Here is a 14,645-nt window from a genome sequence, read left to right on the forward strand (position 1 = left end):
GCCGTTCAAGCATGAACGGCCGCGACAGACAATATCAGCGAGGACGTTGCGGCGTGAGGCTCGGCAAGGCCGCTCAATGCGCCGGTTCGGTCGAGGCCGAAACCGGCTTTTTCAGCAGGATGACCATGAGGCTGAGACCGAGATAGAACAGCGTCAGCATGAAGAAGGCGTCGCCATATCCCATCACCACCGCCTGGCGGTGAACGATCTGGGACAATTGCTTCATCGCCATCAGCGCGGCGTCGCCCATGCCCTGCAGGCGCTGGGTGAACTGGTTGAGCGTTTCGACCGCGCTGGAGTTGCCCCAGGTCACCCGGTCCTGCAGGCGCGAGATATGCAGGTCGGTACGGTCGTTCAGCACCTGGTTGATCAGCGCCAGCCCGACCGCGCCGCCGAGATTGCGCGTCAGGTTGAACAGGCCCGAGGCGTTCTTGACCCGGTCCGGCTGCAAGGTGCCGAGCGCGATGGTATTGGTCGGCACCATCGCGAGCATCATGCCGATGCCGCGCAGCACCTGCGGCAGCAGCAGTTCGTAGAAATCGTATTCCCGGGTGATCCACGTCATCTGGTAGGAGCCGAGCGCGAAGATCACGAGGCCGGCGGCGATGATCAGCCGCATATCGACCTTGAGCATCAGGCGCCCCACCACCGGCGCCATCAGGAACATGGTGGCGCCGGAAACGAACATGGTCTCGCCGATCATCAACGCGCTGTAGCCGCGCACTTCGGCGAGATAGCGCGGATACATGTAGGTCAGCCCGTACAGGCCGATGCCGACGCAGAACGAGATCAGGCAGCCAATGCCGAAATTGCGGTCGGTGAAGGCCCGGACATCGACGATCGGCTCTTCCGCCGTCAGCACGCGCCAGAAGAAGGCGATCGCGGAGATTCCGCAAATCCAGGCACAGATCGCGACCGAGGTGTCCTGCAGCCACTCATATTGCGGCCCTTCCTCAAGCACGTATTCCAGCGCGCCGAGAAACCCCGCCATCGCGATCAAGCCGAACCAGTCGAAGCGATCGAGCAATCCCAAATTCGGCTGGTCGAAATCGACCAGCGCCAGCACGCCCACGGTGATGCCGATGCCGGGGACGACATTGATGAAGAACAGCCAGTGCCATGACATCAGGTCGGTGATGATTCCGCCCACCGTCGGACCGATGGTCGGCGCCAGCGTCGCGACCAGGCCGATGATCGGGCCGACGATATAGAATTTCGAGCGTGGAAACACCGTATAGGCGGAGGCGAACACGGTCGGGATCATGCCCGCGCCCAGAAACCCCTGGATCGCGCGCCACAGGATCATCTGCTCGATCGAGGAGGCGAAACCGCACAGGAAACTCGCCACCGTGAAGCCGGCCGCGGAAATCGCAAACAGGATCCTCGTGCCAAGCGCGCGCGACAGAAATCCGGACAGCGGAATCGCGATCACTTCGGCGATCAGATACGACGTCTGGACCCACGACACCTCGCTGGAACTGGCCGACAGGCCGGCCTGAATATCGGTGAGCGAAGCCGAGACGACCTGGATGTCCAGGATCGACATGAACATCCCGAACACCATGATGAGAAACGCAATCAGCCGCCGCGGCGCGATGCGGTCGGACGGCGCAGCCGTGGCGCTCATCATTCCGGGGGAAGCGGTGGTGGCATCGGCCATGATGTGCTCGGCTCAGGGTAGTTTCGAACCAGGCGCGCCGCCCGATGCATGGGGCTTATTGCGGATGAATCAGCGTCGGCGCGTCGAGATCGGCATCGCTTTCGGCGCCGGTGGCGCCCTCGCTGGTATCGACGGAGGCATAGACCGACATCCCGGCCCGCAGCAGGTTTTGCTTCGCGACATCCTTTGGCACGCGAATCCGGACTGGAAGCCGCTGAACGATCTTGGTGAAGTTGCCGGTGGCGTTGTCGGGCGGCAGCAGCGTGAACACCGAGCCGGCGGCGGGCGAGATACTCTCGACGACGCCTGAGAACTTGCGATGGCCGTAGGCATCGACCGAGATCGTCACCGGCTGGCCCGGACGGATGCGGTTGAGCTGGGTTTCCTTGAAATTGGCGTCAATAAAGACGTCGTTGAGCGGCACCACATTGCCGAGCCGTTGTCCGACGACGATGAAATCGCCGGTGTTGACCAGGCGGTTGGAGAAGGTGCCGTCGACCGGCGCGCGCACCGAGGTGAAGTCGAGGTCGCGTTCAGCCTTGGCGAGGGTCGTCTGCAATTCCGCAAACTGGGCGCGGGCCTCGGCCTGCTGCGCCCTGGTCACCTCGACATTGTCGCGCGCCGCGTCATAGGCCGCCTGCGCGGCCTTCACGCCGGCCAGGCCCTGGTCGCGTCCGGCCTCGGACTGTTCGAAGGTCGCGTGCGTGGCAAAACCCTTGGTGCTCAGCGTCTGCTGCCGGTCGTAGTCGAGGTTCGCCCGCTTCAGGCCGGCTTCCGCGGATGCCAGTTGGGCCTTGGACTGCTCGACCGCGCTTTCCTGCGCGCTGATCTGCCGGCCGATCCGGTCGATGGTGGCCTGCTGGGTGTCGATCCGGGTGCGCGCGGCGTCCACCGCGATACGATAGTCGCCGTCGTCGATCTTGAAGATCACCTCACCGGTGCGGACCAGCGCGTTATCGCCGGGGAAGATAGCGGCGATATGTCCGGACACGCGCGCGCCGAGCGTGGTGCTGTTGGCGCGCACATAGGCGTCGTCGGTTGCGACATGAAAACGTCCGACCAGAACATAGTGGACGCCATAGGCGGCGGTGGCGAGCGCGAGCAGCAGGCCTGCGCCGATCAGAGCGAATTTGCGCTTGCCCGGCTTCGGCGCGGCCGACACGGCGGCAGCTTCGGGCGCCGCCGGCCTGGCGATGGCCGGCCGCTCCGGCACATCCGCGGGGCGGCGAGCGACGGATTCGTCCGAGAGTTGCGCGCGAATCGAGTCGGCGAGCGCGACCGACGCATCGCGCGCGGCATCACTCTCAGCCGCATTCGGCTCGGTGCGCAGGACACGCGCGGCCTGGTCTCTCGCAGCGGCCATAAAGGCCTCCCCATTACAATGTCGTGGTGCGGACAAGGGCCGGAACATGGCGCCTGCCAGCTATAAAATTGAAATTAACATTGACCGAACGGTTCGGTCAAGATATATTCTATGCCGGGACTATAGAGCGAAAGGTCCTATCCAGGCGTTTCCGAAGCCGCGATTTTTCCAGAGAAGCTAAACCAATGGTTGCAGCCCCATCCAACAATCTCCACCTGGTCGGTGACGAGGACTCAACGAAACGCCGGCAGATCCTGGACGGCGCACGCAAGGTCTTTCTGGACCTGGGCTTTGACGGCGCCAGCATGGGCGAAATCGCCCGCGCCGCCGGCGTCTCCAAGGGCACGCTGTACGTCTATTTCGCCGACAAGAACCGGTTGTTCGAAGCCATTGTCGAGGAAGAAACGCTCGCCCAGGGCAAGGTGGCATTCAATTTCGACCCCGGACGGGATGTCACCACGACGCTGATGGAATTCGGACAGGCCTATATCCAGATGCTGTGCCGGCCCGGCGGCGGATCCGCCACCCGCACGGTGATGGCGATCGCCGAGCGCATGCCCGAGGTGGGCCGGCGCTTTTATAACAATGTGATAGCCCATACGATCGCCCGGCTCGCCGCCTATCTCGAGGTGCACGCGCGATCGGGCGAGCTTGCAGTTCCCGACTGCCAACTGGCGGCGACGCAGTTCATGCAGATGTGCCAGGCGTCGCTGTTCATGCCGTTTATCTTTCAGGCCGCGCCCGCCCCTTCGGCCGAGCGCATCGCCGAGGTGGTCGGCAGCGCGACGCGGATGTTTTTGGCGGGGTATCAGGCGAACAAGGCCTGAGGGCGGAGCTATCCATCCACCGTCATTCCGGGATGGTCCGTAAGGACCAGACCCGGAATCTCGAGATTCTCCGATGTGCAATAGCACATCGTTGTTCGATGCTTCGCATCGCCCCGGAATGACGGCTGGATTGCTTCCTCGCTTCCACTTGCTCCGGACGCCGCGCTGGCCTCGCCCCGTAATTGCTCGCGATAGCCGGGATGTTCGGTTCCCATCAGCCGGTCCCACCAGGTGAAGTAGAGCCCGTAATTATGGTGGAAGCTCGAGTGATGAAGGTCGTGATGGGTTGTCGCGTTGATCCAGCCGAACCAGCGGCTGTCGGCGAGCGAACGGGGCATCAGTTCGACGCCGGCGTGCCCCATGACATTGCGCACGATCATGAAGGCCATGAACAAAAACAGCCCGAGCGCATGCATCGGGACGACCGTTAGCCAGAGCGGCGTAAACAGCGCCATCAGCAACGCCTCCGGGACATCGAAGGCGTAGGCCGCGAACGGCGTCGGAGTCACGGAGCGATGATGGGTGCGGTGGAAAATGCGAAACAGCCGCGGATGGTGCATCAGCCGATGCGTCCAGTAGAAATACGCGTCATGCGCGACGATGATCGCCACGAGACTGACCGCGAGACAGCCAGTCCCGGCGGTCTCGAAATCCGTATAGACCGTGAAGACGCCGTGCATGGCGCCGAGCACGATTGCAACGCCGGTCAGCGAGAAGATGATCCCGGTCCGCAGCGAGGTCAGGATTTCGCGCCTGACGTCGGCGCGCGACGCCGACCGGGCCTGGATCTTGCGCCGGCCAAGCCCGGCATTCCAGAACAGTTTCAGGATCAGCGCCATGACGCCGGCCGCGATGACGTAACGGCCGACATCCAGAGCGAGATTGGGGGACCAGATTTGCCAGAAGCTGGCCAGCGCATCGGAGATAACTTGCATCGGGGGGCTCCGCCAAGGTGTGGGGGGACAGACGACGCCTGTCCTGCCTTTCACCTTTGCGGCGGATCGGGTTGATGCGCTCGCCGAACCCTTCGGCTACGAGGGCCGATTTCAAAATCGGCTAGCCGTTTCCTTGGAGCTCGCCCCTATTCGGCGGCGACCCGATCGGTCCGGCTGAGTTGCAGACGCCTGAACTCGCTGGGCGTCATCCCGGTTTGGGTCTTGAACGCGCGGTTGAACGGGCCGAGCGACTGAAAACCGGCATCCAGCGCGATGGTCAGGATCGGCACCGCCTGCTGTGCCGGATCGGCCAGCGACGCCATGACATCGTCAAGGCGATAGAAGTTCAGGAAGGCGTTGAAGTTGCGGTATCCGAGGCGCCGGTTGATGAGCCGGCGCAGGCCGTGCTCGGGGATAGCGAGCTTGCCGGCAAGGCTTCCGATCGAAAGCCCCTCCTCGCGGTAGACCTTGTCGTGCTCCATGAGCCGGCGCAACGCGGTCAACAGCCCGGCGTCTTCGTCCCGCTCAGCCGTATCGCCGCGGCCGGGCGCGGCCGCCGAACGACGCGGTGAGGCAGCCTGCACGGACGGCCCGGACACGGGAAGCGAGATCAGCGCGCCGTCACGATTGACCGAAAGCAGCGCGACGGCGAATATCAAGGTGATCGCCAGCAGCCCGATGCTGTTGGCCAGATAAAGCGTCGGTCCGCCGCTGCCGGAAGGCCACGCGATCTCGGATGCGATGATCGCCGCCGAATAGAGAGCGGCCAAAATCACCAGTGCCGCGCGCAGCCGCCGGCGCTCCTCGACGAGATCGAACGCGCGCCCTGCCAGCACATACCAGACGCCGATGCCGTTGCAGACCAGCCCCAATCCGCTGCACACCCAACGCGTTTGCGGCAGGCCGCTCCACAGGCTTGAAAGGCCGAACGCCACCAACGCCAGCCAGGCGACCGCGTGCCACCATGACGGCCTGAAGTCGTCGTCGAACAAAGCTGCGGCAAACAAAATGAAGACGACCGGATTGCCCATGCCGACGACGCGCAGCGGCAAGAGCCAGGACGGAGGCGCCGGTGAAAAGACCGAGGCGGAAACGATCGTGTAGCTGGCGGCGCCCAACGCAAACAGGACCGAGAAAACGCCGGCCGGAACGCGGCGCGCATCGCGAACCAGCAGTGCCGCGACCAAGACCAGCAGGACCACTGCTCCGCCGCGCAATGCGGCCTCGATGAAGGACACTATTCGCTCCCGGGAAGTGATCGGCGGAGCTTAGCAAATCGCCGCACCGCAGGATAGCATTCAAAGGACTTGGCAGCGAGGAGCGAACGGCCCGGCCGGGCCCGCGGATCGGATCGAATGCGCCGCCAGGTGACAGGCTCCACGAGATGCGGGATCAAAAGAAGCAGGCGTCCCGGATATTGCTGCGCGCATCGAGCCACGCTTGCTTCCGACGGTACCCGAAAGACCTCACGATCTGCGAGCCAATCAGAAAGCGACGCCGATCCTGATTCCGCGCCGCCAGACAATCCGGCATTTCTTTCTGACCGAGCCGTACACAAGTTCAACGCGGTCCGGCAACGTCACCATCGGGAACACCTCAAGGCACGCGCCGCCGGCGGAATAGTCAACAAGGGTGCAGTCGACGGCAGGCGATTTCGGCGACACGACGATCTTGGCCTTGCTGGACATCAGGCCACCGGGCCGAACGCGTTTATATAGACGAGGGTGCGCCATCGGACTTACTTTTCGATCTTATTGTGGAGCTGCCAGAAGCGCAGTGTGCGCTCGGCGGTTTGCGCCGACAACTTTCCGTAGTCCTTCATGGCGGTCTTCAGCGTTGTTTCGTCGATGCGGTGCTTGACCGGCCGGCGGCAAAGGATCGCCTCGACCGTCGCCCAGTCCAGGCCGGCTGATTTGCAGGGAATCAGGATCAGGTCGGTGCGCAGCCCTTCCAGCAGCCGCGCCATCATCTCGGTCGGCGCGCTGTTGTTGAGAATGGCAAGCGACGCGGCCACCTCGTCGAACCTTTTGGCTTCGGCGAATGTGACGATAGCCGCGTCGTTCAATTCGTTGAGGCCTTTCATTCGCCGCACCACCCCTTCGGCCCGGCTGAAATCCCGGGTCGGTGACGATTCTCCCCGCGCCTTGTCGGCGAGCGTCTTCAAGACGCGCTTGATCTCTTCCTGCAGCTCGGCGGGCGCGATCTGGGCCAGCCGGGCGCGCACCGCCTCGGTGGCACGCTGCAACAGATCGCGGAGGAATTTCAGCGGCAAGTCGATCCGAAGCCCGAGTAGCTCGGTGAGTTCGTCATCGGCTTCCGCATGCGCGACCATGCCGCTATAGCCGGTTTCGGAAAAGCGTGCGCCGGCGTTGTCGGCGAGCCTGCGAATGACCTTGCGTTCACCCCGGTCGACGATCACGTCGGTGACCGCCTCCGGCAGGCTTGCCCGGCCCGAAATGGCGAGCAGATGGTCCTGGCCCTTGGCCTTGGCGATCTCGACCAGGGTGGTGGTCGACAGACGGTTTGAGCCCGCCAGCACGGTGCCGGCCACGGCGATTTCATCGTCCCATGCGAGATGCTCAATCACTCCCGTGGGCGCGTATTCGAGCGGCGCCAGCCGTCCGCCGAGTTCGGCTTTAACGCGGGTTTCAACGCGCGCGACGAGATGACACAGGACATCATCGAACACCCGAACCTGCTCTTCGCTGAGGCGCTCGCCGTCACGCAGGAAAAGATCCGTGACTTGTCGCAGGGTGCTGACCCGCTTTGCCGACGAGCCGCTGGTGACGGCCTCCTCGAGTTCGGCGATAATGGAAAGTGGTTGTTGCATAATATGCCCGATGCCCTGGTCGGCATGTCACGGCCCAACAGCAAAAAATCGCGTCCGGTCGGGCATTTGTCAAAAATTGAGACTAGCCCTAATTCTCTTAGCGCCGGGTTAATCCGGAATCGGCCCAACGGGCTTTCCAGCGCGAACGACGCGACTTACCTTGCGTCCGGGATGGGATGCGGTGCAGCAACGCTGTCACATCCGCTCCAGATCATTGATCGGAAATGTTGATCATCCGGATCAGAAACGGGAGCACGCTTGACCTCGCGCCTACTCGTCCTCGAACTCGTCTTCCTCGTTGACCTTGTCGGCCGCCCTGCGCGGATGCGGTGGAGCTTTCCTGCCGCCGAGCGCGCCGGTCACGAACGGTTCGCGCGAGGCGTAGGGATTGCGCTGCGCGGCTCGTGCTGCGGCTTCCTCGCCGGACACCGCGGCCGGCTGGCAGATCAGGCGCCTTGAGGCGCGGCGCATCAGATCGACGTGGATGTGGTCGTAGTGATAGACGGAGCCCGGCGCCAGCACGGTGGTGAACTGCTGGCAGGCCGCCGCTTCGATGTCGCGCAGAAAGCCCTGCTCTTCCGGCAGACCGTGCCAGCCGTCCTTCACCGTGATATGCCGCCCGTCGGCGAGCGTGAAGCCTGCGATATCCAGCGCGTTGCCAAAAGCGTGTTCGGAAATATGCGCGCGCGAGTCGCCGTTCATGCCGCGGCAGGAATAGGCCGAAATCTGCTTGATCTCGACGACGCGGGCGCCGAACCAGCGCTGCGCTGCCGGCTGCACGGCCTCGGTGAGCCAGCGGTCGAGCACCGAGACGATCGGGCACGCCAGCGTCGCCGCCGGCCTCATCGCCACCGGGCCGAACGCCCCGACGGAATTACCCTGCGCAGGGCCGAGCCGCGGCAGGCTCTCCGACGGCGGCTGCGCCGAAACATCGGGACGCTCCGGATAGGGCGAGGCGTAACGGTCGCGGGAGGGATAGGTTGGCGTCGCCGGATAGGGACGTGGCGCGGCCGGATCCCGCAACCCCGGCGTGCCCTCGCTCGGCAGATTGATTTCGCCTTCGACCCTGGCTGTGCCCGGCGCGCTCAGCGAAATCGGACCGCCGGCGGGAGCGCCGTAGGAGCCCGGCGCGCGTTGTCCGCGGTCCGGATAATAAGGAGTCTGGGGCGGCGGGGCCGGAGCCGGCTGGGCGATCGGCCAGCGCGGCTGATTGCCGACATTGGCGGGTGGCCGCAGGTCATCGTCGGCAAAACCGAACGTGGCGCTGCTTTCGCCGAGGGCTGCGACCTTGAGGGGGAATTCCGCGCCGCAAGCGCCGGGGCCCGAAATCGGGTCGATCCGCACCAGTTCGGCGTTCTCCTTGACGGCACCGGACTTCAGGCATGCGATTTCAGCCTCGGCCCGCCACGGCTCACGCTCTTCGGAAAAAAATCCGCGACCGCAACCCGCCAACGAGACAAGGACAAAGGAGCCGACGAGATACCAACGACCTCCGCGCGTCATCCGCGCAACTTCAACGAATTTATTTAAGGACTCATCAATGCCTTGATTTCACGGGTCTTTAACCACGTCGCCGGGCTTTGTGCGGTGCCGAGATAGGGCGGATAGACAGCAAAGCTGACTTTTTTGGCCGGGAACCCGTTGTTAACTTCCTGCGTTATTGCCGACAGCGACGCTAACCTGGGAGGTTTGAAATGGCCTTTGGCCCTTTGGTGAGCAGATTGAGCGTTGTTACCGCGTATCTCGCCTTCGCCCTTGTCGGCGCCATCGTGCTCGGCGTGTTCTAGTAATCCCAGTCAAAACCGGATTTTTACCCGCCTGGCGGCCTGGATCGATCCAGACGCCGGGCTTTTTTGTGCCGCAAGCCACGCGGCGTTTGCCGTGATGCTTCCATGTGCCTTCAAAAATTCGAGCAGCTCGATCCGGTAATACCGCCGATCGTGAAATCCCTGCACATCAGGCCCGGGTTGTCCGGATCGGGATACATGTGCGCCTGCGTCGAACGTTCGCGCACCGCATGGCTGAAGCGCCAGCCGCGAGCCAGCATGCAATTCTTGTAGGCCTTCGAGGTCGGGATGCCGTTCTGCGGCGCGCCGAGCATCTGCGAGCAGGTGCTGGTATCGAGCTGCAGCGCCTGGTCGCCGCGCGGATGTCTGGTGATGTTGTTATAGACGTCACTATCGGCATGCGCGCTCAGCGCGCTTGCGAGCAGCAGCATTGCGACCAGGCCGAGGCGTTTCATTTGAGTTCTCCATCGTCGACAGCGTTACAGCTATCGGTCGCCTCGGATGGACGCGGCGGTTCAGATGGGATCGATTACAAATTGGAAAGCTGCAGCGGTTTCGCGGGAAAGCCTGTTCCCGCACGTGATGTGGCGTGGAAACCGGTCCGCGTGAAAAAGCACCCGCGGGCCGGCAGGGTCCTGTGACGCGGATCACAGAACCTCCCGCGTACGGCGCCTAGGGTCCGGTCCGGTTCACAACGCCGCTCAACCCTTGCGCTCAACGCCCCGGAGGCTCTCATGAAGAAGTTCACCATTCTCGCCGCGCTAGTGATGGCCACCACTTCCGCGCACGCCGGCAACTCGATTTCCTTCGAGATCGACGGACACAAGGTCCGCATCGAGGCGCCGAGGAATTGCGACCAGCTGTCGTGCATCAAGATATCCGGTTTCGACCTCAAGGGCTTCAAATCCAGCCATGTCGAGGACGATGACGGTGCCGCCGCAAATCCCGATTCCCCCGCGCCAAAATCCTCGCCTGCTCCGGCGGTTCAGGCGGCGGCGCCGCAAGCCCCCGCCGCTCCGGTCACCGGCACCGCGCCGGCGTCGACGACGGTTGCGGCCACCTCCCCTCGGCCTGCGATCAGCGACGATGTCGCGCCAGCGGCGCCATCTGCGGCTTCAACCGTTGCGCCGAAGCCGGCTCCGTCCACCGACGCCTCCGTCCCGGCGCCGACGACGCCGCTTGGCATATGGGCCACGGAAGAGAACAAGGGAAACGTCCGGATCGAGCCGTGCGGGCAGAATCTGTGCGGCTATGCCGTCAAGACCGGCGAGAGGATCCTGATCAACATGAAGCCACAGAGCTCCAAATGGACCGGCCAGATCCACGATCCCGACAGCGGCAGGAATTACGACTCCACGATCGCGCTGAAGGGAGCGAATAGCTTGCGGGTTCAAGGCTGCGCCTTCGGCGGCATGTTCTGCGGCGGCCAGACCTGGAATCGCGTCAGCTGACGCATCGTTCGCGCACCGCATGGCTGAAGCGCCAGCCGCGAGCCAGCATGCCGTTCCTGTAGGGCTTCGAGGTCGGGATGGTCGCCCCGCTGGCCCGGCTGTAGATGTTGCCGGACCAGCGGTCCGCGGCCTTCGACTTCACTCCGGCGGCGCGTTTCGTAGATTCCCGGAATGGAGACGGAGACGCAGGAGGGTGAACCGCAATAGCGCGGCGCGTCGAAACCACGCCCTGTCTTTAGGGAGCTACGATCGCGAGTGAGACCGCGATGGCGACGGCCTCGGCGCGCGTCGAGACCTTCAGTTTCCGCTTCGCCTTCTCGAAATACTCATGCGCGGTCGACGGGGAGATTCCCAACTTGTGGGCGATGTCACGGTCCGTGGCGCCGCGCGCAATTAGTCGCAGCGCGTCGATTTCGCGTTTGGTCAAACCGACGGGCGGAATTGCGAACCCATGCTCGGGCGCGAGATTGCGCAGCCGCTCGTGAAAGCAGTATGAGAGCATCGCCAGCAGCGACTTCTCGTCGTCGCGAAAGACGCGACGCCGGCTTGCCATACTAACCAGCCCAAAGCGTTCATTGCCGCGCGGAATCGGCACGGCGAACCCCTCGGTCCATCCGTTCTCTCCGAATACCCGCCATACCTTGCTGCCGAAGGCCAATAGTTTTTGGTCTTTACGCAGCTCCGACCAGGTAAGCGGTGCCGGATGCTCCTTCAAGGATTCGAGCAGAGGATCACGCTGCAATAGTCCCGCCTCTACATAGACCTTGCGGAAAGCATCCGGCCAGCCGACGGCGTAGAACACTGTTCGCTCCAATGCCGTGAGATCAACCTCACCGCATGCAAATGTATCGATATTGAATGCGGCAATCGCCTTTCGGAATATTCTCGAACCGGCCTTCGGATCGGGCGCAGCCGAAATGGCGGAGACCGCAGTGGCAATGTCAAAATCCGTTTGGCGGTACACGGCTTATCTCCCCAAAAACCCCACTTCAAGATTTGCCGCCGTAGCTACCGCTCGGACACCGACTGTGCAACCTGATGCAGGGCCATTCACCTGCGCCGCGAAGCTCGATGGCGGCACCCTCTATTTAGGGGGTTTGCGTCGGTCCCTGGCTCCCCTATTGGCTTGGCGCGCTAACCCTTCGATGCGCGATGGTATGTTTCGATCACAATTGAAACATCTTCGTTTGGGCCATGCGAAGAGTGAGCCACACCCAGCGCACAAACGGGAAGTGTCGATGAAGAGAAAAGTAATCCGCGTCGAACCGTTATCGACTCAATTTTAGCCTGCGCAAACGGTCGGCGTCCTATTGAAAATTCGGTGGCGGTGGGCCGACAATAGCCTCTCAAAAGTGAGGCGATTTTACAATATCGGTGAGAGTTTGCACAAGATACTTCGAAATGGCTTCAGCGATTCTACTAAACGTTTGCTGGGCGATAGTCGTCGATTGCCACCGCTCAACGCTATTCGAGCATTTGAAGCGGCGGCCCGCAGGGGCGGGTTCCAGGCCGCTGGCGCCGAGCTCAACGTTTCTGCCAATGCGGTGGGTCGGCTGGTCAAGGTTCTCGAAGATTGGCTGGGGGTCAAGCTTTTCAGGCGACTGCCGCGCGGGGTCGCGGTGACGGAGGCGGGCCGCGGTTATCTCAGCCGCGTCGAAAATCTGCTCGACCAACTCGCCGAGGCCACGGCCCATCTCCAGCGTCTCGAAACGTCAGAGGTCTTGACTGTTAGCGCCGGGCCATCGCTCGTCGCGCGCTGGCTCATTCCGCGTCTTGGACGCCTCGTCGAGCGACACCGCGATCTCAAGGTACGCGTGCTCGCATCTGCCTCGCTGGCCGATTTCGAGCGCGAAGAAGTCGACGTCGCTATTCGGCACGGGAGCGGAACTTATGAGGGGCTGCGCGGCGATCTACTGATGCGAGAAGATTTTTATCCCGTCTGTAGCCCCGCACTGCTGGCTCGCGGACCTCGCCTTCAGGAGCCTGCCGATCTGTCGCAACACGTTCTGTTGCATCAGCAGCTGACGCGTCACGAGCGGGACCAGGCTTCCGATCAGCTCGATTGGGCGTTCTGGCTCGCCGAAATCGGGTTACGCGGCATCGATGCGCAACGCGGGCTGTGTTTTTCCTTTTCACATATGACGCTTCAGGCGGCCGCGGCAGGCCAGGGTGTCGCCTTGGCAAGTTCAGCCTATCTCGACGATGACCTCGAGACGGGCCGACTGATCAGACCGTTCGGCGACTTATCCGTCCAGGGACCACATGGGTTCTTCATTGTATCCCCTGAGGCGACCGCCGATTGCGACAAGATCGTCGCATTCCGCAATTGGGCGCTTGAGGAAGCGGCCGACGGCGGCTGAACGTATCAGATCCTCGCCGGTCCATTCCTGTTTCAGGCTCCGATTTTGTAAGCCTCAGGGCCAGCAATATGGATTTGCGCGCGCTCGTTTCGGGGTGGCATACGAAAGTCGTAGCCGAACAATCAAGCAGCCCCTGCATCGGGGATTACCTCGATGTCGGCTTGGCGCGTTCGCCGCGACGATAATTTCTCAGCGTGCCGCGCTGCAGCCTTGGGAGATAGAACATGCCACCGCGTGCTACCATTCGAAGCGTCTTGGCAGCACTCTACGCGGCCGCGTTCCCATGACGATCGCAGACGCTACGCTTGGAGTGTTCACGGTTTTCAACAGCCTTCGCTTCCTTGCTTACGTTCCGCAGATCGCCAAGGCGATCAAGGACCAGAGTGGCGCGGAAGCTATCTCGTTTGGGACCTGGGCTTTGTTCCTCGCTTCACACGCGTCTGCAATGGCCTATGCAATTGAGAACCAGGGAGATTGGAAAATGGCCTCCCTGTTTCTGAGTAACGCGCTCGGTTGCGCCGCGATCCTCCTGATAGCGGCCTGGAAGCGCTCTCGTCATCGCAGGCGCGGGCACAGCAAGTAGCCGCGCAGAGCGATCTGGATTCGTTTCGCTGTCTGGAAAATGTGATGCACCTCGGATGACTGTTTGGAGAATTTGCGATGGTATGGAGTAGGATTTCGGTGCAGGCGAACCGCGGGCTGGGAATTACACTGACCTTGGCCGGGCTGGGGCTCTACGCCTTCGCAGCGGCGCAGACTGCCCAGGGCGTCTTGGCCCTAACGCCGGCTGAGATGAAATGGGCGTCGCAGGGCGGCTTGGCAGCTCCGGGAATGGAACAGCTCAATCTCCTTGGTGATCCCGCCAAGCCAGGGCCCTACACGTTGCGCCTTAAATTTCCAAAGGGTTTCAAGATTGCGCCGCACACGCACCCGGATTCCCGCGAGGTCACGATTCTGTCGGGGATATTCGCAACCGGCTATGGTGAAAAGTTCGATACCGCCAATCTAAAAGTACTGCCAACCGGCAGCTTCTACACTGAACCCGCAAACGTTCCGCACTACATAGAGATCAAGGAAGATACCGTCCTCCAGGTGAGCGGCATGGGACCGAGCGAACGCAGATTTGTTGATCCGTCCGCAGGTCCGAAATAGCATTTGGGAGGCGAGTTCGAAAGAACACAGAGGACGACCGTGAGGGCTCGTTGCCACGTGTCCGATCTCGCCACAAATACTGTTGAAAAAGTCGAAAATCGAAAGAAGCCAAAAATCTCGCCAAAGCTGATTTTTAGACGACTCCGCCGCCAAGTCTGGAATCGCGTCAGCTAGGTGGCCTATCACTGAGTGTTTTCGAAAAAGGGCCCTCGCGGATTTCCCGCGAGGGCCCTTTGGCATGGACAGGGCTCCGCGCATTCATCTTGCATTCAGCCGCCAA

15 protein-coding genes are annotated in these 14,645 nt (G+C 62.5%); 5 read left to right on the forward strand and 10 right to left on the reverse strand.

The genetic code is table 11. The annotated features are described in order from the left end of the window. Positions 1–73: 73 nt before the first annotated feature. Both E8A46_RS16730 and E8A46_RS16735 read right to left on the reverse strand, forming a co-directional pair. A complete protein-coding gene (locus E8A46_RS16730) occupies positions 74–1,660 on the reverse strand; it encodes a DHA2 family efflux MFS transporter permease subunit (RefSeq protein WP_291562915.1) in 1,587 nt (528 codons plus the stop codon). Between the two features lie 55 nt (positions 1,661–1,715). Beyond that, the gene (locus tag E8A46_RS16735) at positions 1,716–3,023 is read right to left on the reverse strand and encodes an HlyD family secretion protein (protein WP_291562918.1); all 1,308 of its coding nucleotides are present in this window, start codon (positions 3,021–3,023) and stop codon (positions 1,716–1,718) included. A 185-nt stretch (positions 3,024–3,208) separates the two neighbouring features. Here E8A46_RS16735 and E8A46_RS16740 point away from each other — a divergent pair, with 185 nt between their 5' ends. Then, positions 3,209–3,850, forward strand: a complete 642-nt coding sequence (locus E8A46_RS16740) for a TetR/AcrR family transcriptional regulator (RefSeq protein ID WP_291563111.1) — start codon at positions 3,209–3,211, stop codon at positions 3,848–3,850. Positions 3,851–3,858: 8 nt separating this feature from the next. Here the strand turns inward: E8A46_RS16740 and E8A46_RS16745 are convergent, their stop codons facing one another. The 6 genes from E8A46_RS16745 to E8A46_RS16770 all read right to left on the reverse strand — a co-directional run bounded on the left by E8A46_RS16745 (position 3,859) and on the right by E8A46_RS16770 (position 9,857). Beyond that, positions 3,859–4,785, reverse strand: coding sequence for a sterol desaturase family protein (locus E8A46_RS16745; RefSeq protein ID WP_291562922.1), 927 nt, complete (start codon positions 4,783–4,785; stop codon positions 3,859–3,861). A 146-nt stretch (positions 4,786–4,931) separates the two neighbouring features. Beyond that, positions 4,932–6,023 carry a helix-turn-helix domain-containing protein gene (locus tag E8A46_RS16750; RefSeq protein ID WP_291562925.1) on the reverse strand — a complete coding sequence of 364 codons (1,092 nt, stop codon included), beginning with the start codon at positions 6,021–6,023 and terminating at the stop codon, positions 4,932–4,934. Between the two features lie 246 nt (positions 6,024–6,269). After that, positions 6,270–6,518 (reverse strand): PilZ domain-containing protein, encoded by a 249-nt coding sequence (locus E8A46_RS16755; protein WP_291562929.1) that lies wholly within the window; start codon positions 6,516–6,518, stop codon positions 6,270–6,272. A 5-nt stretch (positions 6,519–6,523) separates the two neighbouring features. Continuing rightward, positions 6,524–7,615: a DUF2336 domain-containing protein gene (locus E8A46_RS16760; protein ID WP_291562932.1), complete on the reverse strand. Its 1,092-nt coding sequence runs from the start codon at positions 7,613–7,615 to the stop codon at positions 6,524–6,526. Positions 7,616–7,885: 270 nt separating this feature from the next. Continuing rightward, positions 7,886–9,118 carry an extensin family protein gene (locus E8A46_RS16765; protein ID WP_291562935.1) on the reverse strand — a complete coding sequence of 411 codons (1,233 nt, stop codon included), beginning with the start codon at positions 9,116–9,118 and terminating at the stop codon, positions 7,886–7,888. A 397-nt stretch (positions 9,119–9,515) separates the two neighbouring features. Then, positions 9,516–9,857 (reverse strand): hypothetical protein, encoded by a 342-nt coding sequence (locus E8A46_RS16770; RefSeq protein ID WP_291562938.1) that lies wholly within the window; start codon positions 9,855–9,857, stop codon positions 9,516–9,518. 279 nt (positions 9,858–10,136) lie between these two features. Here E8A46_RS16770 and E8A46_RS16775 point away from each other — a divergent pair, with 279 nt between their 5' ends. Next, entirely contained in the window at positions 10,137–10,853 is a 717-nt protein-coding gene (locus tag E8A46_RS16775) for a DUF2147 domain-containing protein (RefSeq protein ID WP_291562940.1), read from the forward strand. On the opposite strand, the gene E8A46_RS16780 is transcribed toward E8A46_RS16775, so the two are convergent. Together E8A46_RS16780 and E8A46_RS16785 are read right to left on the reverse strand one after the other, a co-directional pair. Further along, entirely contained in the window at positions 10,846–10,995 is a 150-nt protein-coding gene (locus E8A46_RS16780) for a hypothetical protein (protein WP_291562943.1), read from the reverse strand. The two genes, E8A46_RS16775 and E8A46_RS16780, sit on opposite strands and share 8 nt — an antisense overlap. Positions 10,996–11,088: 93 nt before the next feature. Next, positions 11,089–11,817 carry a LuxR family transcriptional regulator gene (locus tag E8A46_RS16785; RefSeq protein WP_291562944.1) on the reverse strand — a complete coding sequence of 243 codons (729 nt, stop codon included), beginning with the start codon at positions 11,815–11,817 and terminating at the stop codon, positions 11,089–11,091. A 346-nt stretch (positions 11,818–12,163) separates the two neighbouring features. Here E8A46_RS16785 and gcvA point away from each other — a divergent pair, with 346 nt between their 5' ends. From gcvA to E8A46_RS16800, 3 genes are all read left to right on the forward strand, one after another. Continuing rightward, complete coding sequence (gene gcvA, locus E8A46_RS16790) at positions 12,164–13,213, forward strand: transcriptional regulator GcvA (protein ID WP_291562946.1); 1,050 nt, start codon at positions 12,164–12,166, stop codon at positions 13,211–13,213. Between the two features lie 283 nt (positions 13,214–13,496). Next, the gene (locus tag E8A46_RS16795) at positions 13,497–13,796 is read left to right on the forward strand and encodes a hypothetical protein (protein ID WP_291562949.1); all 300 of its coding nucleotides are present in this window, start codon (positions 13,497–13,499) and stop codon (positions 13,794–13,796) included. Positions 13,797–13,873: 77 nt separating this feature from the next. Continuing rightward, positions 13,874–14,365, forward strand: coding sequence for a cupin domain-containing protein (locus E8A46_RS16800; protein ID WP_291562951.1), 492 nt, complete (start codon positions 13,874–13,876; stop codon positions 14,363–14,365). Positions 14,366–14,645: the final 280 nt, after the last annotated feature.

Source organism: Bradyrhizobium sp. (assembly GCF_004799445.1).
Taxonomy (GTDB): domain Bacteria; phylum Pseudomonadota; class Alphaproteobacteria; order Rhizobiales; family Xanthobacteraceae; genus Bradyrhizobium.